Source organism: Uliginosibacterium sp. H1, assembly GCF_036017065.1.
Lineage (GTDB): Bacteria > Pseudomonadota > Gammaproteobacteria > Burkholderiales > Rhodocyclaceae > Uliginosibacterium.
Window position 1 is genome coordinate 991,992 of the sequence record NZ_JAYXHR010000002.1, and the last position, 20,302, is coordinate 1,012,293.

Consider the following 20,302-nt stretch of genomic DNA (forward strand, 5'->3'; position numbering starts at 1 on the left):
ACCGGCCGCCCGCCAGAACAACAAGGGGCCTCCCATGAACATCTCGAAATTCTTCATCGACCGCCCGATCTTCGCGGGTGTGTTGTCGGTGATCATCCTGCTGGCCGGCTTGCTGGCCATGTTCAACCTGCCGGTGTCCGAGTACCCGGAAGTGGTGCCGCCCTCCGTGGTGGTGCGCGCGCAGTACCCGGGCGCCAACCCCAAGGTCATCGCCGAGACGGTAGCCTCGCCGCTGGAGGAATCCATCAACGGCGTGGAGAACATGCTGTACATGCAGTCGCAGGCCAACAGCGACGGCAACCTCGCGGTGACGGTGCACTTCAACCTGGGCATGGACCCGGACAAGGCGCAGCAACTGGTGCAGAACCGCGTGGCGCAGGCCATGCCGCGTTTGCCGGAAGACGTGCAGCGCCTGGGCGTGACGACGACCAAGAGCTCGCCGACGCTGACCATGGTGGTGCACCTGCTGTCGCCGGACGACCGCTACGACCTGACCTACCTGCGCAACTACTCGCTCATCAACGTGAAGGATCGCCTCGCGCGCATTCCCGGCGTGGGCGAGGTGGTGATGTGGGGCGGCGGAAACTATGCCATGCGCGTGTGGCTGGACCCGCAGAAGGTGGCGCAACGCGGCCTCACCGCCAGCGACGTGGTGGCGGCCATCCGCGAGCAGAACGTGCAGGTTGCGGCCGGCGTCATCGGCGCGTCGCCGACGCTGTCCGACGTGCCGCTGCAGCTCTCCGTCAACGCGCAGGGCCGCCTGCAGACCGAGGAAGAGTTCGGCGACATCATCCTGAAGACCTCCGCCGACGGTGGCGTGACGCGCCTGTCCGACGTGGCGCGCGTGGAGCTGGACGCTTCCGAGTACGGCCTGCGCTCGCTGCTCGACAACAAGCCGGCCATCGGCATCGGCATCATGCAGTCGCCGGGTGCCAACGCGCTGCAGATCTCCGACGACGTGCGCGCGGTGATGGCCGAGCTGGAGAAGGATTTCCCGCCCTCGGTGGAGCAGCGCATCGTCTACGACCCCACGCAGTTCGTGCGCGCCAGCATCAAGGCCGTGGTGACGACGCTGCTGGAGGCGGTGGCCCTGGTGGTCATCGTGGTCATCGTGTTCCTGCAGACCTGGCGCGCGTCCATCATCCCGCTGCTGGCGGTGCCGGTGTCCATCATCGGCACCTTCTCGCTGCTGCTGGCCTTCGGCTATTCCATCAACGCGCTCTCGCTGTTCGGCATGGTGCTGGCCATCGGCATCGTGGTGGATGACGCCATCGTCGTGGTGGAGAACGTGGAGCGCAACATCGCCGCTGGTCTGTCGCCGCGCGAGGCGACCTACCGGGCGATGCAGGAGGTCAGCGGGCCGATCATCGCCATCGCGCTGACCCTCGTCGCGGTGTTCGTACCGCTGGCCTTCATGACCGGCCTGACCGGCCAGTTCTACAAGCAGTTCGCGGTCACCATCGCGATTTCCACGGTGATCTCCGCCTTCAACTCGCTGACGCTGTCGCCGGCCTTGTCCGCGCTGCTGCTGAAGGGCCATGACGAGAAACCGGATGCGCTGACACGCGTGATGAACACTGTGTTCGGCCGCTTCTTCGCCGCCTTCAACCGCTTCTTCAACCGCGCCTCCGACAGCTATGGTCGCGGCGTCAGCGGTGCCATCCAGCGCAAGGCGGCGTCGATGGGCGTGTATGCGGTGCTGCTCGCGCTGACTGCCGGTATCTACTACCTGGTGCCCGGCGGCTTCGTACCGGCGCAGGACAAGCAGTACCTCATCAGCTTCGCGCAGTTGCCCAACGGTGCTTCGCTGGACCGGACCGAGGCGGTCATCCGCCGCATGGGCGAGATCGCCATGGCGCAGCCCGGCGTGGAGGCCGCGGTGTCCTTCCCGGGCCTGTCGATCAACGGCTTCACCAACAGCTCCAGCGCGGGCATCGTGTTCGCTACGCTGAAGCCGCACTCGGAGCGCAAGGACCTGTCGGCCGACGCCATCGCGGCCGCGCTGAACCAGAAGTTCGCCGGCATCCAGGACGCCTTCACCGCCGTGTTTCCGCCGCCGCCGGTGATGGGCCTCGGCACGCTGGGTGGCTTCAAGATGCAGATCGAGGACCGCGGCGCGCTGGGCTATGCCGAACTCGACAAGGCGACCAAGGCCTTCGTGGCGGAGGCGGCGAAGACGCCGGAACTGGGGCCGACCTTCTCCAGCTACCAGATCAACGTGCCGCAGCTGAACGTGGACCTCGACCGCGTGAAGGCCAAGCAGCTCGGTGTGCCGGTGACCGACGTGTTCGACACCATGCAGATCTACCTCGGCTCGCTGTACGTGAACGACTTCAACCGCTTCGGCCGCGTGTACCAGGTGCGCGCCCAGGCCGACGCGCAGTACCGCGCACGCGCCGAGGACATCCTGCAACTGAAGACGCGCAACCGCGATGGCGACATGGTGCCGCTGTCCTCGCTGGTGAAGGTGAGCCCCACCTACGGCCCGGAGATGGTGGTGCGCTACAACGGTTACACCGCCGCCGACATCAACGGCGGCCCGGCGCCCGGCTTCTCGTCCGACCAGGCACAGCAGGCGGCGGAACGTGTGGCGGCCAAGACGCTGCCGCGCGGCATCAAGTTCGAATGGACCGACCTGACCTACCAGAAGATCCTCGCCGGCAACGCAGGCATGTGGGTCTTCCCGATCAGCGTGCTGCTGGTGTTCCTGGTGCTGGCCGCGCAGTACGAAAGCCTCACCCTGCCGCTGGCGGTGATCATGATCGTTCCGATGAGCATCCTCGCCGCCCTCACCGGCGTGTGGATGACCGGTGGCGACAACAACATCTTCACGCAGATCGGCCTGATGGTGCTGGTGGGGCTGTCGGCGAAGAACGCCATCCTCATCGTGGAGTTCGCCCGCGAGCTGGAACTGCAGGGCGCCACGCCGCTGCAGGCCGCCATCGACGCCAGCCGCCTGCGCCTGCGCCCCATCCTGATGACCTCCATCGCTTTCATCATGGGCGTGGTGCCGCTGTTGCTGTCTTTCGGTCCGGGCGCCGAGATGCGTTATGCCATGGGCGTGGCCGTGTTCTTCGGCATGCTGGGCGTGACCCTCTTCGGCCTGTTCCTCACGCCGGTGTTCTACGTGGTGCTGCGCACCCTGAGCGGCGCGCACGCGCTGCACACCGCCCGCCCGCACGCCGCGCCCCTGGTGGCGCAGCCGCAGCACTGAAATCGAAGGACCATGAACATGACTGATGTACGCAACTTATTCCAACTCCGTCATTCCCGCGAAGGCGGGAATCCAGTGTCGCTGGATTCCCTTGACGCAACGCGAGAGGGTTCCCGCGCCACGCCCGAGCTTCGTTCCCTGAGCCTGTCGAAGGGAGCGAAGCGGTCGAAGGGCAGCAACGACGGCGCGACAGGTCGTGCCACGAAGCGCTGGCCCCACCTCCTCACCGCGATGGCCACTGCCCTCATCCTCGCCGGCTGCTCGCTGGCGCCGACGTACGAGCGCCCCGCCGTGTCGACGCCGGCCGCCTTCAAGGAGGCCGCTGTCGACAACACACAGTGGAAGACCGCGACACCCGCCGAAGCCCAGGCGCGCGGCGAATGGTGGAAGCTGTTCGGCGACGCCACGCTGGACGCCCTGCAGGCGCAGGCCGCCGAGGCCAACCAGGACCTCAAGGCCGCCACCGCGCGCCTCGTCCAGTCCCGCACGCTGACGCGAACCGCGCGTTCCGAGCAGATGCCGCAGGTCGGTGTCGGCTTCGGCCCCACGCGGCAGAAGCCGTCACCCGCGTCGCAGGGCCTGCCGGCGGACGCCGACACGCCGATCACCACCGTGTGGCGCGCCCAGGCCGGCGTGTCCTACGAGGTGGACCTGTTCGGCCGCGTCGCCTCCTCGGTAGACGCCGCCCAGGCCACCGCCGCGCAGAACGAAGCGCTGTTCCGCTCCGTGCAGCTCGCGCTGCAGGCCGACGTGGCGCAGGCATACTTTCTGATCCGAGAGCTGGATGCCGAGCAGGCGCTGCTGACCCGCACCGTCACGTTGCGTGAGGACGCGCTACGCCTGGTGCAGAAGCGCTTCGATGCCGGCGACATCGGCGAGCTGGACGTCGCCCGCGCCCGCACCGAACTCGCCGCCGCGCAATCGCAGTCGCAAGGTGTCGCCCGCCGCCGCGCCAATGCCGAGCACGCACTGGCCCTGCTGCTGGGCAAGGCACCCGCCGAGTTCGCGCTGGCGCCCGATCCGCTGACGCGCCTCGCGGTGGCCGACGCCGTCGCCATTCCCGCCGGCCTGCCGTCCGCGCTGCTGGAGCGCCGCCCCGACATCGCCGCCGCCGAACGCGCGATGGCCGCCGCCAACGCCCGCATCGGCGTCGCGCGCGCCGCCTTCTTCCCCAACCTCACGCTGACCGGCGCCGCCGGCTTCGAGTCCAACGATCTCGGCGACCTCTTCAACTGGTCCAGCCGCAGCTTCCTGCTCGGCCCCATCGCCGGCACCATCCTGTCGCTGCCCATCTTCGACGGCGGCCGCCGCCAGGCCAGCCTGGACCGCAGCCGCGCCGCCTACGAGGAGGACGTAGCGAGCTACCGCCAGACCGTGCTCAACGCCTTCCGTGAAGTCGAGGACAACCTCGCCGGCCTGCGCATCCTCGCCGAGCAGACTCGCACCCAGGACCAGGCCGTCACCGCCGCCGCCCGCGCCGCGCAACTCTCGCAGGTGCAGTACCGCGAAGGCTCGGTGAGCTACCTCGACGTCATCGAGTCCGACCGCAGCGTGCTGACCCACCAGCGTGTCGCCGTGTTGCTGGACGGCGAGCGCGCACGTGCTGCCGTCGCACTGGTGCGCGCTCTTGGTGGTGGTTGGGATGCGCCGGTGGTGGCGGATGCCTCCGCGCCCATGCGTCTCCCCGCGCGTCTTGCTGCCGCGGAAGGCAAGCACTGAGTCAGCCTCACACCGTAGTGCCTCCTTCGGTGTGTTCCTTCGGCGCCTGCGGGCGCCGTTTTTTTGGTGGGGCGGATTTTGCTCCGACTTAAGCACCGTCATTCCCGCGAACGCGGGAATCCAGTGACTTTGGTTTGCGTCTTTTATGTTCTACCGGCTCACGCCGCAGGACAGTGGTTCATAAACACGCCGAGCCGGGAGTTCGCCCCGGCGGGCGAGGTACTTTCTTTGTGCGGACAAAGAAAGTACCCAAAGAAAGCCGCCCCGCTTCCGCCGCCACGCTTCGCGTGGTCCCCTGCGCTGCGCGCCATGACGAGCGGCTGCGGAACTCGCGCATCGCGCTCAGACATCCTCGCCGTCGCGCTACGCGCGATCCCTCGTCACGGCTGTGCTGCTCGGCGTCTGCAGAGTGGGAACTTGCGCCGCGAGGCAACACGCGACTAGATTGCGCCACCTCATCGCTACGCTTCTGCCACTTCGCCCACAAGCTGCACTGAACGCCCTTTGTGGCCCCCGCCCTGTGTCGATCCTCACGTGTCAGGCGTCGAGAGCGCACGCTGTTGTACCCTTGTATCCTATTTCACCTTGCGACTCAGGTACTTCATGTACTCAAAATCCGAAGCGACCATGTGGGCCATCCCACCCAAAGATCGAATGGGGTCACCGAGCGTCACTCAGATCAACGAGAAGTACGAGCGTGGCGAGCAACGCATCGTGACCGAGATGAACAGAGAGAAGCTTCCGAACTTCGTCGAGGCGCTTGCTCGAAATGAGTACATGGAGGTACGACCGTTCTATCAACGCCGATCACGGTGGGATGATGAGCGGCAATCTAAACTCATCGAGTCCTTCATTATCAACATTCCCGTGCCCCCAATATTTCTATACGAAAGGGCTTATAACTCGTATGAAGTGATGGACGGTCAGCAGCGAATCACAGCAGTCTCCGATTTTTATAAGAATCGCTTCAAGCTTAAAGGTCTCGACCTCTGGCCCGAGTTAAATGGTCTGACCTACACCGAGTTGCCGAACAAGATCCGTGCTGGCCTCGATCGTCGATCTATCTCATCTATCGTTCTGCTCAAAGAGTCAGCGCCCGACGAAGAGGAGGCGATACTCCTAAGGCAACTTGTGTTCGAGCGTCTCAATACCGGCGGAATCAAGCTGGAGCGGCAGGAGATCAGAAATTCGCTCAGCCATGGCCCCTTCAATGAGATGCTCTATGAACTAGCCCGCGGTACCCTGTTTCGCGAGATATGGGGTCTTCCTCCCTTCGTCGAGGAGGAGCTAACGAACCATCGCTTGCCCATCTTCCGGTCGTCTTTTTTTAAGACGATGGAAGACATTGAAGTAGTACTCCGCTTCTTCGCCCTTCGGCACATGGCGCACTATAAGTATGGAATCCAAGGGTTCCTTGACCTGTATATGGTACGAAGTAAGGTCTTCGACGAAGAAGATTTGGCCGTACTCAAGCCGCTCTTTGAGCGCACGCTTGCTTGCGCGCACGAGATATTTGGCAACCATGTTTTTCGCGTCTACGAGGCCGGTAAGTGGTCCGACAAGCCCGTTAAGGGAATGTATGACGCGGTCATGGTGCCTCTTTCCGAGTTTATTGATCATTCCGAGAAGCTGCAGGCAAAGCGAGAGATCATCCTCGCTAGGACTGTCGATCTCATCCAAAAGGAAGGTGTATCAGCGATTACTGGCCGGGCGAGCACTAAAGGTGACCTAGAGAATCGCATCAGCCTATTTCGGACACTCTTCCGGACGGCGCTTGAGGAATGATCCATGTTTGGTGGACTTCAAGCTAACGCTCTCGGTCAGATTGACGTTGCTCGCTTACTCATTGGCAGTCACGAAGAGATTCTGAAAGCTCAACCGTCTGAGCGCAGAGGCTCCATAAAGATCTATGCCGTAGCTTCTTGCGTCACTCGTCTGTATGCAATCTACGAGCACTTTGTTGAGTCGCTACTATCTGATTTCCTCGACGCAATTCCTGAGTTACTTCCGTACTCCAGCCTATCTGAAGGACTGAAGAAGGAATATCGGTTTGGTATCTCCCACATACTCGGAAAAATAGACGGCGAGCGCTACAGCCATTTGACGCATGAGAACATCATTCTCTGGTATCACGAGGCAATCTCAAATGCGCCCAAGTATCGATTCGTCACTGAGGCACTAACGCGCCATGACCACAACCTCCGACTTAATATAGTCGAGAATCTGGTTTCTCGACTTGACCTCCGCGACCTGCGTGGTTGGCTGAGCAGCAATGACCGTGTTGTTGCGCTGTATGAGGAGAAAAGCGCGGTTGCTGAACAACTCGATGCGGAGCTTGGCGGCTTCGTCCAATTGCGCAACGATGCTGCGCACGGAACTCTGCAGACACTCGAAGGCCGCGACAATCTTGAGCGCTACTGCGACCTAATCTCCGCGTTAATAGCTGCTTTAGCCGAGTACCTTGCTAAATGCCTTCTGGAGCATCGCGTCAAAGCCGGCAAATCCAAGAAGGTGGGCGTGGTGACAGAAGTCTTTGCGAGAGCAAACGCGTTCATTGTTCAACTCGACTCCGGTTCGGTACTTGCCCGCGGATTGTCGATACATATGGTGTCATCCAACCAGTACCGATCCGACGCGATACTGTCGATGCAGGTTCTTGGTCAAGAAGTAGATCAGGTAACGGCGGACGGCCAAGCGTTCGAGGTGGGACTGCAATGCACCTCCAATCCAAGGAGAAACGTTGAACTCTACGTTGACGCCTAACAGAGTTGAGGGAGTCGACCTGCTACGGCGGCCTGCGCAGGCCGAACTCTGGGGTGTTTGCACTAGTGTGCTCAGCAGTGGGGCGCCTTAGCGAAGCGTAATGCGCCGGATGTTTGCCGAGAGCACGGCTGCACAAATCAGCACGGCCTCAAGTCCCCTCTACAGCCGCCGAGCAGCACAGCCGTGACGAGGGATCGCGCGTAGCGCGACGGCGAGGATGTCTGAGCACCGAGCCTAGCTAGGGCGAGTTCCGCAGCCGCTCGTCATGGCGCGCAGCGCAGGGAACCACGCGAAGCGTGGCGGCGGAAGCGGGGCGGTTCTCTTTGGGTTCTTTCTTTGTCCGCACAAAGAAAGAACCTCGCCCGCCGGGGCGAGTCCCGGCACAGCCTCACGATGAACCGCCACCCTACGGCGTGAGCCGGTAGACAACGCCGCAACACAAATCAAAGTCGCTGGATTCCCGCTTTGCGAGCTTCCGGCATTCGCCGGAATGCCTGCGAAACCCACTACGCGGGAATGACGATGCAACAGTGGGTATGTGATCGATCCGCCAGGAAGCCGGCAGCCCGTCGCTGCCGTCCCGGCTTCACGGTGCGAACACCGGCCTCACGCAGGCCACCCGCCCACCATGTGGCTTGCCGTAGTTGATGCTCCAGTAGCAATTGCGGGCACCGCGCTTGCTGCACTCCGCGTGGATCCACGAGCCGAGGTGCTGCTCCGAGCCACGGATGTCGCTGTTCGTCTCGGCGTAGTCGCAGCGCAGGTCGGTCTTCTCCGGCGTCTGGAAGAAGTCGGTGATGGAGGAGCGCTGGAACAGCGGCGGTTGCCAGCCCATCACTTCCTTGCAGTAGGTCTGGCAGTACGCGTCACGCTCGGCCACCGGTGCGTTGGCCAGGCGGTCGATGGCCTGGTCGCGTTGCGCTGCATAGCTGGGGAAGTTGGGGTGGGCGTTGGGGCCGGGCGTGCCGCTGGGCGGGACGAAGTTGCCGTCGTCGCTGCAGGCGGCCAGCAAGGTGAGCAGCAGGACGCCGAGGCCCGCGCGGGCGCTGCGGGGCTGGTGCGGCTTCGGGATGCGGACTTGCATGGTGCGGCCTCCTTGTTGATGGCTGATGCAGCTGGGCATGCGCAGGACGCGTGATTGTGGCGCGGGCGTGCGGCGCGCAGCGTGGCGCCGCGACGAGCGCGCTACCATCGGCGGCCCTGCGGTGCGTCGTGCCGTCGCCGTGTGTCGCCCTCCACCATGTCCAGCCTCGCTGCCTCCGTTTTCTCCGTGCTCGCGCTCGCGGGCTTCGCTTTCCAGGTCGCCCTGGTGGCTGGCGCGCCCTGGGGCGAGCTGACGCTGGGCGGCCGCTGGCATGGGCGGCTGCCGCCGGTCGGTCGTGCCATCGCGGCCGGGTCGGCGGTGCTGATCCTGCTGTTTGCCGCCATCGTGCTGGCCCGCGCCGGGCTGGCCTTCGACGATAGCTGGCTTGCCCGGCGCCCTCTGGCGTGGGGCGTGGTCGCGTACTGCGGGCTGGGTGTGCTGGCCAATGCCGCGACGCGCAGTCGCCGCGAGCGGGCGCTATGGCTGCCGGTCGTTGCGGTGATGCTGCTGTCCAGCCTGCTGGTCGCGCTGGCCTGAGCGGCGGGGGAGGCGCGGATGCGCGGGACTTGAGCCCACCCGTCGTCCGACCGGCGCCGGAAAGGGCGCCCCGACCCCTGCGGTATCATCACCCGCCCGTTTTGCGGCGCTCTTTGCGGAGTTTTTCTTCCCGTGTCCACGCGCATGTCCAGCTTCATCCGCGCCCTCGGCTTCCTGTCGGGTGGGGTGGTCACGACCTTTGCGGCAGTGATCCTGGTGCTGTGGGCCGGCTTCGACGGCCGCAAGCTGCGTACCGACTTGGTCGAGCATGTGCGCACGCACTACCAGCGCACGCTGCGGCTGGACGGGCCGGTGCGGCTGTCCATCTGGCCGCGGCCGGCGCTGGTCACCGGGCGCATGTCGCTGTCCGAGCCGGGCCGGGAGGACGTCTTCGCCGCGGTGCAGTCGGCGCGTTTCCCCATCGCGCTGTGGCCGCCGCTCAGCGAGCAGCACAGCATCGTCGGCGCCAACCTGGAAGGGCTGGAGCTGCGCCTGCGCCGGCAGGCTGCCGGGGACTGGAACTTCAAGGATCTGCTGGACACCACGGATGCGCCGCTCGGCTGGGGGCTGGAGCGCGTGCGCGTGGCGCGCGGCCGCATCGTGCTGCGCGACGAGGCCAGCAAGCGGCAGATCGAGTTCGGTGACCTGCGTTTGCTCACCGATGCCCTGCTGCCCGGCAGTGGCGGCCGTATCAATGCCAGCGGGCAGGTGTTCGAGGAGAGCAGCGCGACCCAGGCGCAACTGCAGATCAGCGCCGGCTACCAGTTCGGCAATGCGCTGAGCGAGGCGCGCAGCACGGCCGTGTCGCTACGCATCACCGGCCAGGTGCTGGGGCTGGAAGGTGCCGAGGGGCTGCTGTCGCTGGACAGCCTGGCCTGGCAGGCGCAGGGGGACACCGGTGACCTGGCCAACGCGCGCGGCAGCCTGCGCGGCGCGCTGGGCACGCGCAGCGCGGATTTCCGCATAGCGCTGCCGAAGCTCAGCTGGAGCACCGCCGGGCCGACGCTGGAAAAGCTGGAGGGCACGCTGGCCCTGCGTGCGGCGCGCGAGGACAGCCAGTACACCGTCAAGCTCGCACGCCTCGCGCCCTGGGTCAGCACCGGCGGCGGCCTGCTGCGCGGCGAGCCTTTGCAGGTGGAATGGCGCAGCCGCGTGGCCGACGTCGGCTACCAGGGCCGCCTGCAGGCGCCGCTGAACATCGAGTACGGGCAGGGGCGCGCCCGCCTGTGGCCCATCGCCGGCGAGCTGATGCTGATCCACCCGGCGCTCAACCAGGCGAATGCGCGCGCGGAGCTGAGCGGTGAGGCGTTCTGGAACTACGACATGGTGCTGGCCGCGCCGCCTCCGCCGGCCAAGGGCAGCAAGGCGGCGGCTGCGGCAATGGCGGCATTGGCAGCCGTACCGGCGGCGGGCGGGCAGCTGGAGGCGCGTTTCGGCGAGGACCGCATCGCCTTGCAGACCCGCCTCACCAGCCTCAGCCCGCTGGTCGGCAGTTTCAGCCTGGACAGTGCGCGGCTGGACATGGATCGCCTGCTGGCCGGCAGCGCCTCGGCGCGTGCCGCAGGCACCACCGCGCCGGCCGCGGCGCAGCCCGATGCGGCCGCCTGGTTGCCGGCGAATGCCGCCGTGCTGGACGGCAAGCTGCGGCTGCGCGAACTGCGCGTGCGCGGCCTGCGCATCGACGAGCTGCAGTCCGCCGCCAGGCTGGCCGACAGCCGCCTTGAACTGGGGCCGCACACGATGTCGCTGTACGGTGGCCAACTGGCTGGCAACGCGGTGGTGCAGCCGGACGGCAAGCTGCAATGGCGCGCGGCGGCCAGGGACGTGCAACTGGCGCCGCTGCTGGCGGACAGCGGCAGCGCCTTCCCGCTGGAAGGACTGCTCGCCCTGCAGGCCGACCTGGCCGCGGCGCCGGGCGACTGGACGCAGGCAGCCGGCAACCTGCGCTTCAGCCTGAAGGAGGCCGCCTGGCGTGGCGTGGACATGGCGCAGAGCCTGCGCGAGTTCCGCGACGACGTGAAGGACAAGCGCGACGCTGCGCGCACGCCGGTCGATGGCGAGCGCACGGTACTGATGCAGGCGCAGGGTGTCGTCAGCCTGCAGGGCGGGCGCGGCAAGTTGCAGGGCTTCAGCGCCAGCAACCCCTGGTTGAACCTCAGCGGTGGCGGAGAACTGAACCCGGCCGACGACACCCTGGACCTGAACCTGCGCGCGAGCATCGGTTCGCCCGGTCCGCGGTCGTCCGCGCACGACCTCGGCGAGCTGCGCGGCAAGGTGCTGCCGCTGCAACTGAAGGGCCGCATCGAGCGGCCGGACGTGCGCCTCACGCTGAGTGCACCGCCGCCACGGGTGGCGACCCGGCCCGCCGCCCGGCCGGCACCCGCGGGCAGCGCGCCGCTGGCTGCGAAGGCACCGGCTGCGGCCCCCCTTCCTGCCGCGGCCCCGGCGGAGGCGACGCCGTGAGCGGTTTCAAGGCCTACGTGGTTGGCGGCGCGGTGCGCGACCGCCTGCTCGGCCTGCCGGTGGAGGACCACGACTGGGTGGTGGTGGGCGCCACGCCGGACGACATGGTGGCAGCCGGCTACCGCCCGGTCGGCCGCGACTTCCCGGTGTTCCTGCACCCGCAGACGCAGGAGGAACACGCGCTGGCACGCACCGAGCGCAAGACGGCGCCGGGCTACGCCGGCTTCGTGTTCCACACCAGTGCCGACGTGACGCTGGAGGAAGACCTCGCGCGTCGCGACCTCACCATCAACGCGATGGCGCAGGATGACGATGGCAACATCGTCGATCCCTACGGCGGCCAGCGCGACGTCGAGGCGCGCGTGTTCCGCCACGTCAGCCCGGCCTTCGTGGAGGACCCGGTGCGCATCCTGCGCGTCGCCCGTTTCGCGGCACGCTTCCCGGACTTCACGGTGGCGCCGGAGACGCTGGCGCTGATGCGCGAGATGGTGGCCAACGGCGAGGTGGATCACCTCGTCGCCGAGCGCGTGTGGCAGGAGCTGTCGCGCGGCCTGATGGCGCAGCGGCCCTCGCGCATGATCGAGGTGCTGCGCGATTGCGGCGCACTCGTGCGCATCCTGCCGGAAATCGACGCGCTGTTCGGCGTGCCGCAACCCTTGCAGCACCATCCGGAAGGCGACACCGGTGCGCACCTGCTGCTGGTGATCGATCGCGCCGCGCAGCGTGACGAACCCCTGCCGGTGCGGGTGGCGGCGCTGCTGCACGACCTGGGCAAGGGCATCACGCCGGCCGACATCCTGCCGCATCACTACGGCCATGAAGGTCGGGGCGTCGCGCTGGTGGAAGCAGTGTGCGAACGCCTGCGCATCCCCGTGGAATGCCGCGAACTCGCCGTGCTGGATGCGCGCGAACACGGGCTGGTGCATAGCGCCATGAGCCTGCGTGCGGTGACGCTGGTCAAGCTGCTGGAGCGTTGCGATGTGCTGCGCAAGCCGGCGCGTTTCGAACAGTTGCTGGCGGCCTGTGCCTGCGACGCGCAGGGGCGCACCGGCTTCGAGGAACGCCCCTACCCGCAGGCGGATTTCCTGCGCGGCGTGGCGGCCGCATTCGCCAGCGTGGATGCCGGTGCCATTGCCCGTGCGCAGACCGACAAGGCGAGGATTCCGCAACGCGTGCACGAGGCGCGCGTCGCGGCCGTCAAGCAGGTGCTGAAGCCGGAGCAGCAGGGCGACGAGGACTGAGTTGGGCGGCACCGTGGCACCTCTGGCAATAGCGGAAGTCCCCGCACTTCCGGCGACTCCAGCACCGCCGGCAAGCTCCGCAATCCGCGGCCGCTTGCTGGCGCTGGTCCTGCAGGCCTGCCTGGCCTGCGTGCTGGGCTGGGGCGGGCCGGTGGCCCAGGCCGCCGACAGCCTGCCGCCTTTCGAGCTGGTGCGTACCACCCATCTGCCCAGCGTCGCGCTGCTGCGCGACCGCCAGGGCGAGCTGCTGACGCTGCGCCAGTTTGCCGGCCAGTCGCAGCGGCTGGACTGGATCACCCTGCGCGAACTGGCGCCCGCCATGCGCGAGGCCCTGCTGGTCGCCGAGGATCGCCGCTTCTTCGAGCATGCCGGCGTGGACTGGCGCGCCATCGTCGGGGCGGCCTGGCACAACCTGTGGCATCGCAATGCACGCGGCGCCTCCACGCTCACCATGCAGCTCGCCGGCCTGCTCGACCCCGCGCTGCGCCTGCCGGCCAATGCACGTCGCAGCTATTCGCAGAAGTGGGACCAGTCGGTGGCGGCGCGCCAGCTCGAACAGCGCTGGAGCAAGCCGCAGATCCTCGAAGCCTATGTGAACCTCGCACCCTTCCGCGGGCGCATCGAGGGCCTGGCGGCGGCCAGCGAGCTGATCTTCGACCTGCCGGCCCACGCGCTGACCCGCAAGGAGGCGGTGATCCTCGCGGCCCTGCTGCGCGGCCCCAATGCGGCGCCGGAGGTCGTGGCGCGGCGGGCCTGCCGGCTCGCCGAGTCGCTGGGCAGCGGCGATCTCTGCGAGCCCATCCTGCGGCTATGCCGCGAGCGCCTGCGCCCCCTGCCGGCAGCGGCGCGTTCCACCCTTGCGCAGGCCGTCCTGACGCAACCCGGCCAGCGCCTGCGCACGACGCTGGATGCGGAGCTGCAAGGCGAACTGCAGGAGGCCGTGGCACGCATCGGCCAGTCGGCCGCCGCCGTGGTGCTGGACACCGCCAGCGGCGAGGTGCGGGCCTGGAGCAGCACCACGCCGGAAGGCTACGCACAGCGCTACTCCTTGGGCGACGCGGCCTGGCCCTACCTGGCCGCCGAGGCGCTGGCGCAACGCCGCCTCACCGCTGCCAGCCTGCTCGACGACCTGGCCGACGGCGGCCCGCCGCAGGCCAGCCTGCGTACCGCCCTGGCGCAGGGGCGCAGTTCGGTGCTGCTGCAGGTCTGGCACGAGCTCGGCCCGGCGTCCGCCAGCCACCGGCTGGAGGCACTGGGTTTCGAGCTGATGAGCCTGTCGGATGGCGGCGAACAGCCCCTGCAGGCCGGCCTGCTGCAACTCGCGGCCGCCTGGCGCGCGCTCCATGACGGCCGCCACTACCTGCCGCCGCGCTGGCAGCAGGGCGAGGTGCCGCCCGCGCCACGCACGGTGCTGGATTCCGACGCCAGTTTCATCGTGGCCGACATGCTGCAGCCGCTGTCGCGTCCCGGCTGGCCGCTGGTGTGGCGGATGGGCCCGGCGCGACCGGGCGAGCCGGCCTTGCTGCTGGCCGCCAATGCCCGCTACGTGGTGGCCCTGGCGGTAGCGCCGTCGGGCGGGATGCGGCCGGCGCCGGAGGCGGGTGTGCTGGACATGCTGGCGGCCACGGAGGGCGAGGGGGGCGAAGGGGGCCGGCCGCGCGCCGTGCCCGCTGGCGTGGTGGGGCGGCTGGTGTACTTCGAGCCGCCGGTGGAGACGCCGCGCCGCGAGTGGTTCCTGCGCGGCACGGAGCCCGCCAACAGCCTGCCGGGCGCACCGGCCGCAGCGGGGCGCACGTCCGCCTCGCGGACACCCCGGCTGTCCCAGGCCGGGCCTATGCCGCGACCCTGACGAACGCCGGCAACCGTACAGGTTCGGAAAGAAAACGATTTACTGTACGACGACAAAACGAATTTGCCGAATGTGTCATTTTTCTCAATATAAGGACTTTCAATTATTTCATAAGTATTGTTAAGCGATTACCTTGAGTTCACGGGCAGGCAGCCACGCCAGGCATGCATGCCCCGGGAAGCGGCAGTGGCAGGGGGCCACGCCGATCCCGCCAGAACAACAGGAGAAACAACAATGAAGGTGTTTCGTCGCAGCATGCACGCCCTGGCCATCGCCGGCCTGCTGGCTTCCGCCTCCGCCCACGCCGTCACCGTGGACTTCCGCCTGAAGAGCTCGTCGTCCGGCAGCTACACGACCGACGTGTTCATCACCAACGACAGTGGCGCGGCCATCAACGGCTGGAGCCTGAGCTTCCGCCTCGGCACCACGGTCAAGAGTTCCTACAGCAGCACCTACAGCGGCAGTGACCCCTACACCTTCGTCAATGCCAGCCACAACGGCAGCATCGCGGTCGGCGACAACAAGAGTTTCGGCTTCACCGCCAACGGCAGCTTCAACGCCGCCGGCCTCGCCGGCTGCAGCATCAACGGGCAGGCCTGCAGCTTCCTCGTGAATGGCCAGCCGGTGGGCGGCGGTTCATCGTCGAGCAGCAGCTCCAGTTCGTCCTCGTCCAGCTCCTCGTCGTCTTCGTCGTCATCCTCGTCGAGCAGTTCCAGCTCCTCCTCGTCGAGTTCTTCCAGCTCCTCGTCCAGCAGCAGCTCGTCCTCCGGCGGTTCCTCCAGCGGCGCCCCGGTGTACTCGGAGACATTCGAGAGCCTGTCCGGCAAGTGAGCATGGTGCCGATCCCCTCCGGCAAGGAGTACTCGTTCAGCTACGACCTGATGTTCGAGAACGGCTGGGAGTGGGTGCGCGGCGGCAAGCTGCCGGGCCTGGCCGCCACCGTGCATGACAGCGGCTGCAGCCAGAGCCCGGGCACCGACAAGTGGAGCGCGCGCATCATGTGGCGGGCCGACGCGGACAACGAGACCTACGTCTACCGCCAGGGCCGTGCGCCCGGTGTGTGCGGCGACCGCACCGCCAGCAACCGCAAGTTCGTGGTCGGCAGCTACCAGGCGGTCACGGTGTACGTGAAGGTGAACAGCACCGCCAGCACGTCCGACGGCATCGTTCGCCTGTACATCAACGGCGCACTGGCGGCAGAGCAGAGCGGCGTGAAATTCCGCGCCGTCGGCACCACCGCGTCGGAAGTATCGAACATCATGTTCAGCACCTTCTTCGGTGGCACCAACAAGGCTGGCGACGCCACCTGGTCGCCCAGCAAGACGGTGTATGCACGCTTCGACAACCTGGTGGTGACGCCGGGGCTGCGCGTGCGGGCCGCGCCGGGGATGTGACGACGAAAACTGCGCAGACAGTCGATGCAGTACGGAAAAAAGCCCGGCCAGTGCCGGGCTTTTCATCGGGCTTGTGGTGGAACGAGGGCAGGCGGGCCAACCGGCCTATCCCGTTCGGGCACGTGATTGCCTTGGCCGTTCCCGGGAGGCAATCTGCACGGACTTGTCTCCGGGGCCCGCAGCATGTCGATCCTCTACCACTACACCAGCGTCGAGGCTTTCCTGGGCATCGTGCAATCCAGGTCGCTCTGGCTGAGCGGGCACACCTCGATGAACGATACCCACGAGGGAAAGTGGGTGGACGATCTGCTGCAGGAGGCGCTATCCGCATCGAGCGAACTGGACGAAGAGGAGAAGGCCGAAATTTCGGCGTGCTACCACCGGGCCAAGGCGGAATTGCTGCTGTTCTCCATGTCGGACCAGCCGGATGTGCTCAGCCAGTGGCGTGCCTACGGCAACGATGGTCGCGGCGTGGCGATGGGGATCAATCGCGATGTGGTGGAGAGAGCGGAGGGGCCACGGGATGTTCCTCCGTCGGTACTGGCGGACACGTGGCTGGGCAAAGTGATCTACGACCGTGATGAACAGATCAGGCAGATCCGGCGGTGGATCGATCCGCCCGACAAGCGATACCGCTTGATGCCCAAGGCGTTCCTGCTGCCCGACATCAACGGTCGCATGCTGGCGCACCTGAACGCGCTCTTCAAGAATCCAGCCTTCGACGAGGAGGCTGAACACAGACTGGTGCTGCCATTGCACGCGGGCCGGGCTTACGAGCTGGTCGATGACATGCCGCAGTTCAACTACCCGCTCCGGCAGCGGGCCGCACGCGGCAGGATCATCACCTTCGTCGAGTATCCCCTGTTGCGCGATCGACGCGACGTGTTCGGCGAAATCTGGCTTGGCCCGAAATGCGAGATCGATGAAGATGAGGTGGCGCTCGCCTTGCACCTGAACGGCTACGAGGTGCCCGAGATCAGACGATCTTCCGCCACGTATCGTTAAAGCCGGTTGGCCTGCGCTATCTCGTCGAGCTGCGACGTCGGGAAGCCGCTTTCCCGCAGGATGTCCAGGAGCATGTCCGTCTTGCCCGCAACATAGGCATCGATGTCGTGCGGGAAAGCATCGGCCAGTTGCATCTTCAGGCGGCCGTACCTTTCGGCAGTCGCCGGATGCGCGCGCAGGTAGTCGCGCACGGCCAGGTGGTTGGCGAGTGCCACGCCATCGACCACGCAGGCGTACAGGTGATGGGCCGGCAGCCCGGGTGGATGCTGGAAGGCCTCGCGGCCGTCGATGCCCAGGTTGCCGCGGTGCTGGTAGCCCAGGTGGCCGAGTCGCTCGATCACTTGCGCCATCGCTGCAGGCCCCGGCACGACGATGTCCATGTCGATGACCGGCTTCGCTGCGAGCCCCGGAACCGAGGTGCTGCCGACGTGCTCGATCGCCGATGCGAGGTCGCGCAGTGCCGGCCAGAGGCCGGCGCACAGCTGTTCGAACAACGCTGGCCATGCCGGGTCGTAGGCCACAACCACGATGGGGCTCGATCGCATGACGGAAAGGCGCTGGCCGCGCTCAGAAGTACCAGGCCACCACCGCGCGCAGGCGGCCGTTGCTGTTGACCGGCAGGGCGACGGCCTGGGCCAGCTTCGCCTGCGCGGCCGAGCGGCCCACCACGGTGTCGCTGGCAGCGATGTCCTCGCTCAGTGCCGGCAGGCCGCTCATCCACACCTGGCCGGGCAGGGCTTCGCCCCGCTTGAGCTGTACGCCGTCGTAGTCCAGTGCGAGATCCGGCGTGCTGTCGCAGCGGCCGGCCTGGAACACCAGCGCGTCGCGTGTCGCGGTGGGCACCCAGATCTCGAAGCGCCGCGCGATCGGCGACGAGGCAGCCGACAGCAGCGTCATGACGTAGGTATGGCCGGGATCATCCATGAAGGGGATGCCGAGGCCGTGGTCGATGCCGTTGTAGCGGGCGATCTCGCTGCGCAGGAAGCCGGGCGTGCTGCCCAAGTCTTCCATGATCAGCGGCATGTTGCTGTGCCAGACCGCGCCAGGGATGCCGAAGCCGCAGCGGAATTTTGTGTGGCGGGCGATCCACGCGAAGGAGTCGGCGGTGCCGAAGTAGCCTTCGACGAGGCTGAGGTCGGGGCCTTCCTCGGCGTCGTTGTGCCACAGCTCGATGGCGCCGATGTGCGCCTCGCTGTCGCCGCAGAAGAAGCACAGCACGGCCAGCAGGTAGTCGCCTGCGAACACCGGCACGGCCACGCCGCAGGTGAGGCCGGCTTCGCGCGCGGCGTCGCCGCGGCCGAACCAGGGTTGGTCCAGGTCCCTCAGGATCATCGGGTGGCGGGCGGCCCAGGCACGCCCGGCCAGGCCTTCGTCGTAGCCGAAGCGCAGGCCGGCGCTGAATTCGCGGAAGGCATCGAGGCGGCCGTAGAGGCCGGCCGACAGCTCCAGTTGCGTGCGGTCGCGTGAGGGCAACCAGATTTCGATGACGCGGATGAAAGTCTTCATGACAGGGCGAAGCGCTGCGACGGTCAGGCGCTCCGGCAGGGATCCCGGAGCAGCGGGGTCATCCGCTCCGGCCTTGCTCTGGCAGGCGCCATCGCGCATCCTACGCGCGGCCCGGAACGGCTCCAAGCATCGTTGTCGTATCCCGGGTATCCATTGTTTCTCTGGAGTTGCAGCCATGACCCTTGAAGAAGAAATCAGCCGCGTTGCCTTGCAGGAGAAGACCCTGCAGTTCGAGCGCTTCAACACCACTGTCGCCTGGGAACTGGGCAGCCTGGTGAAGGCCAAGGCCGAGGCGCGCGGCGTGGCGGTTGCCATCGACATCACCCTGGCCGGTGCGCCGCTGTTCTTCTACGCGATGGCCGGCACCAATCCCGGCAATGCCGACTGGATACGCCGCAAGCGCAACACCGTGATGCGCTTCCACAAGAGCTCCTACCTCGTCGGCATCGAGACCGAGAAGGCCGGCACCACGCTGGAGGCGCGCACCGGCTCCACGCCGTCGGAATACGTTGCCGTCGGCGGCAGCTTCCCGATCCGCCTGCTGGGCAGCGGGGCCGTGATCGGCACCGTGTCGGTGTCCGGCCTGCCGGCGCGCGACGACCACAACCTGCTGGTCATCGCCCTGGCCGACTACCTCAAGGCCGACCTCGCCAGCATCGCGCTGGACCACTGAGTGTCTGTGTTCCCTGCGCCGGCAACGATTGCCGAGGCGCTCGCGCTGGCGCAGGGGCGGGTGGCCCGTACGGACGCCCGCATCCTGCTGCGCGAGGCAGCGGGTGTCAGCGACGTCACCATCGCCGCCTATGCCGAGCGCGTCCTGCCGGTGGAGCACGCCGCGCGTTATGCCGCATGGCTGGCGCGTCGCGAGGCCGGCGAACCGGTGGCCTACATCCTCGGCTGGCGCGAGTTCTACGGCCGCCGCTTCGCGCTGTCGCCGGCCACGCTGATCCCGCGGCCGGACACCGAGGTGCTGGTGGACACCGCGCTGGCCTGCCTGCAGGCGGTCGCCGCGCCCCGCATCGCGGACCTCGGCACCGGCAGCGGCGCCATCGCGGTGACGCTGGCGCTGGAGCGCGCCGACGCGGAGGTGTGGGCGACCGACTTCTCGCCCGCCGCGCTGGCCGTGGCGGCGCGCAACGCGCAGACGCTGGGCGCGCGCCTCACCACTCGCGAGGGCAGCTGGTTCGCGCCGCTGGCCGGCGAGCGTTTCCACCTGGTCGCCAGCAATCCGCCCTACATCGCGGCGGCCGACCCGCACCTGGCGCAGGGCGACCTGCGCTTCGAGCCGGCGACCGCGCTGGCGGCGGGCGCCGACGGGCTGGACGATATCCGCCAGATCGTCGCTGCCGCGCCGGACCACCTGCACACCGCTGGCTGGCTGCTGATGGAGCACGGCTACGACCAGGCTGCCGCCGTGCGCAGCCTGCTGGCCGCACGCGGCTTCGATGAAGTGCAGTCCTGGCGCGACCTCCCCGGCATCGAGCGGGTGAGCGGTGGGCGCTTGCCGGGCCGGCGACCTGCCTGAGA

At 67.2% G+C, this 20,302-nt stretch carries 16 protein-coding genes; 13 read left to right on the forward strand and 3 right to left on the reverse strand.

All coding sequences use genetic code 11. The features are described 5' to 3' along the window. Positions 1-34 precede the first annotated feature (34 nt). The 4 genes from VVD47_RS14120 (at position 35) to VVD47_RS14135 (ending at position 7,696) form a co-directional block, all read left to right on the forward strand. Positions 35-3,214 carry an efflux RND transporter permease subunit gene (locus VVD47_RS14120; RefSeq protein ID WP_327604122.1) on the forward strand — a complete coding sequence of 1,060 codons (3,180 nt, stop codon included), beginning with the start codon at positions 35-37 and terminating at the stop codon, positions 3,212-3,214. A 231-nt stretch (positions 3,215-3,445) separates the two neighbouring features. Beyond that, the gene (locus tag VVD47_RS14125) at positions 3,446-4,933 is read left to right on the forward strand and encodes an efflux transporter outer membrane subunit (RefSeq protein WP_327604123.1); all 1,488 of its coding nucleotides are present in this window, start codon (positions 3,446-3,448) and stop codon (positions 4,931-4,933) included. 603 nt (positions 4,934-5,536) lie between these two features. Continuing rightward, on the forward strand, positions 5,537-6,718 hold the full coding sequence (locus VVD47_RS14130) for a DUF262 domain-containing protein (protein ID WP_327604124.1): 1,182 nt from the start codon (positions 5,537-5,539) through the stop codon (positions 6,716-6,718). A 3-nt stretch (positions 6,719-6,721) separates the two neighbouring features. After that, positions 6,722-7,696 carry an MAE_28990/MAE_18760 family HEPN-like nuclease gene (locus tag VVD47_RS14135; RefSeq protein WP_327604125.1) on the forward strand — a complete coding sequence of 325 codons (975 nt, stop codon included), beginning with the start codon at positions 6,722-6,724 and terminating at the stop codon, positions 7,694-7,696. Between the two features lie 586 nt (positions 7,697-8,282). Here VVD47_RS14135 and VVD47_RS14140 read toward each other — a convergent pair. After that, positions 8,283-8,780, reverse strand: a complete 498-nt coding sequence (locus VVD47_RS14140) for a hypothetical protein (protein WP_327604126.1) — start codon at positions 8,778-8,780, stop codon at positions 8,283-8,285. 156 nt (positions 8,781-8,936) lie between these two features. Between VVD47_RS14140 and VVD47_RS14145 the strand changes: the two genes are divergently transcribed. From VVD47_RS14145 to VVD47_RS14175, 7 genes are all read left to right on the forward strand, one after another. After that, a complete protein-coding gene (locus VVD47_RS14145) occupies positions 8,937-9,317 on the forward strand; it encodes a hypothetical protein (protein ID WP_327604127.1) in 381 nt (126 codons plus the stop codon). 132 nt (positions 9,318-9,449) lie between these two features. Then, complete coding sequence (locus tag VVD47_RS14150; protein ID WP_327604128.1) at positions 9,450-11,780, forward strand: AsmA family protein; 2,331 nt, start codon at positions 9,450-9,452, stop codon at positions 11,778-11,780. Beyond that, entirely contained in the window at positions 11,777-13,021 is a 1,245-nt protein-coding gene (locus VVD47_RS14155) for a multifunctional CCA addition/repair protein (protein WP_327604129.1), read from the forward strand. Before VVD47_RS14150 ends, VVD47_RS14155 begins: the two co-directional genes overlap by 4 nt. 94 nt (positions 13,022-13,115) lie before the next feature. Continuing rightward, positions 13,116-14,870, forward strand: coding sequence for a transglycosylase domain-containing protein (locus VVD47_RS14160; RefSeq protein ID WP_327604130.1), 1,755 nt, complete (start codon positions 13,116-13,118; stop codon positions 14,868-14,870). Positions 14,871-15,104: 234 nt separating this feature from the next. Beyond that, positions 15,105-15,701 carry a cellulose binding domain-containing protein gene (locus VVD47_RS14165; RefSeq protein ID WP_327604131.1) on the forward strand — a complete coding sequence of 199 codons (597 nt, stop codon included), beginning with the start codon at positions 15,105-15,107 and terminating at the stop codon, positions 15,699-15,701. 2 nt (positions 15,702-15,703) lie between these two features. Beyond that, positions 15,704-16,264 carry a polysaccharide lyase gene (locus VVD47_RS14170; protein ID WP_327604132.1) on the forward strand — a complete coding sequence of 187 codons (561 nt, stop codon included), beginning with the start codon at positions 15,704-15,706 and terminating at the stop codon, positions 16,262-16,264. Between the two features lie 183 nt (positions 16,265-16,447). After that, complete coding sequence (locus tag VVD47_RS14175) at positions 16,448-17,269, forward strand: DUF2971 domain-containing protein (protein ID WP_327604133.1); 822 nt, start codon at positions 16,448-16,450, stop codon at positions 17,267-17,269. On the opposite strand, the gene VVD47_RS14180 is transcribed toward VVD47_RS14175, so the two are convergent. Both VVD47_RS14180 and VVD47_RS14185 read right to left on the reverse strand, forming a co-directional pair. Next, positions 17,266-17,814: a GrpB family protein gene (locus VVD47_RS14180; protein WP_327604134.1), complete on the reverse strand. Its 549-nt coding sequence runs from the start codon at positions 17,812-17,814 to the stop codon at positions 17,266-17,268. The genes VVD47_RS14175 and VVD47_RS14180 overlap by 4 nt on opposite strands. A 22-nt stretch (positions 17,815-17,836) precedes the next feature. Next, positions 17,837-18,775 carry a GAF domain-containing protein gene (locus VVD47_RS14185; protein ID WP_327604135.1) on the reverse strand — a complete coding sequence of 313 codons (939 nt, stop codon included), beginning with the start codon at positions 18,773-18,775 and terminating at the stop codon, positions 17,837-17,839. A gap of 175 nt (positions 18,776-18,950) precedes the next feature. On the opposite strand from VVD47_RS14185, the gene VVD47_RS14190 reads away from it, so the two are divergent. After that, a complete protein-coding gene (locus tag VVD47_RS14190) occupies positions 18,951-19,448 on the forward strand; it encodes a heme-degrading domain-containing protein (RefSeq protein WP_327604136.1) in 498 nt (165 codons plus the stop codon). Further along, positions 19,449-20,300: a peptide chain release factor N(5)-glutamine methyltransferase gene (gene prmC, locus VVD47_RS14195; RefSeq protein ID WP_327604137.1), complete on the forward strand. Its 852-nt coding sequence runs from the start codon at positions 19,449-19,451 to the stop codon at positions 20,298-20,300. It abuts the gene before it with no gap. Positions 20,301-20,302 lie beyond the last annotated feature (2 nt).

Excerpts from the sequence above, each read along its gene's own strand:
- VVD47_RS14130 (WP_327604124.1), top strand. The coding sequence starts at position 5,537 with ATGTACTCAAAATCCGAAGCGACCATGTGGGCCATCCCACCCAAAGAT.
- VVD47_RS14190 (WP_327604136.1), top strand. The coding sequence starts at position 18,951 with ATGACCCTTGAAGAAGAAATCAGCCGCGTTGCCTTGCAGGAGAAGACC.
- VVD47_RS14185 (WP_327604135.1), bottom strand. The coding sequence starts at position 18,775 with ATGAAGACTTTCATCCGCGTCATCGAAATCTGGTTGCCCTCACGCGAC.
- VVD47_RS14180 (WP_327604134.1), bottom strand. The coding sequence starts at position 17,814 with ATGCGATCGAGCCCCATCGTGGTTGTGGCCTACGACCCGGCATGGCCA.
- VVD47_RS14165 (WP_327604131.1), top strand. The coding sequence starts at position 15,105 with ATGAAGGTGTTTCGTCGCAGCATGCACGCCCTGGCCATCGCCGGCCTG.
- VVD47_RS14120 (WP_327604122.1), top strand. The coding sequence starts at position 35 with ATGAACATCTCGAAATTCTTCATCGACCGCCCGATCTTCGCGGGTGTG.
- VVD47_RS14135 (WP_327604125.1), top strand. The coding sequence starts at position 6,722 with ATGTTTGGTGGACTTCAAGCTAACGCTCTCGGTCAGATTGACGTTGCT.
- VVD47_RS14140 (WP_327604126.1), bottom strand. The coding sequence starts at position 8,780 with ATGCAAGTCCGCATCCCGAAGCCGCACCAGCCCCGCAGCGCCCGCGCG.
- VVD47_RS14125 (WP_327604123.1), top strand. The coding sequence starts at position 3,446 with ATGGCCACTGCCCTCATCCTCGCCGGCTGCTCGCTGGCGCCGACGTAC.
- VVD47_RS14175 (WP_327604133.1), top strand. The coding sequence starts at position 16,448 with ATGTCGATCCTCTACCACTACACCAGCGTCGAGGCTTTCCTGGGCATC.
- VVD47_RS14145 (WP_327604127.1), top strand. The coding sequence starts at position 8,937 with ATGTCCAGCCTCGCTGCCTCCGTTTTCTCCGTGCTCGCGCTCGCGGGC.
- VVD47_RS14170 (WP_327604132.1), top strand. The coding sequence starts at position 15,704 with ATGGTGCCGATCCCCTCCGGCAAGGAGTACTCGTTCAGCTACGACCTG.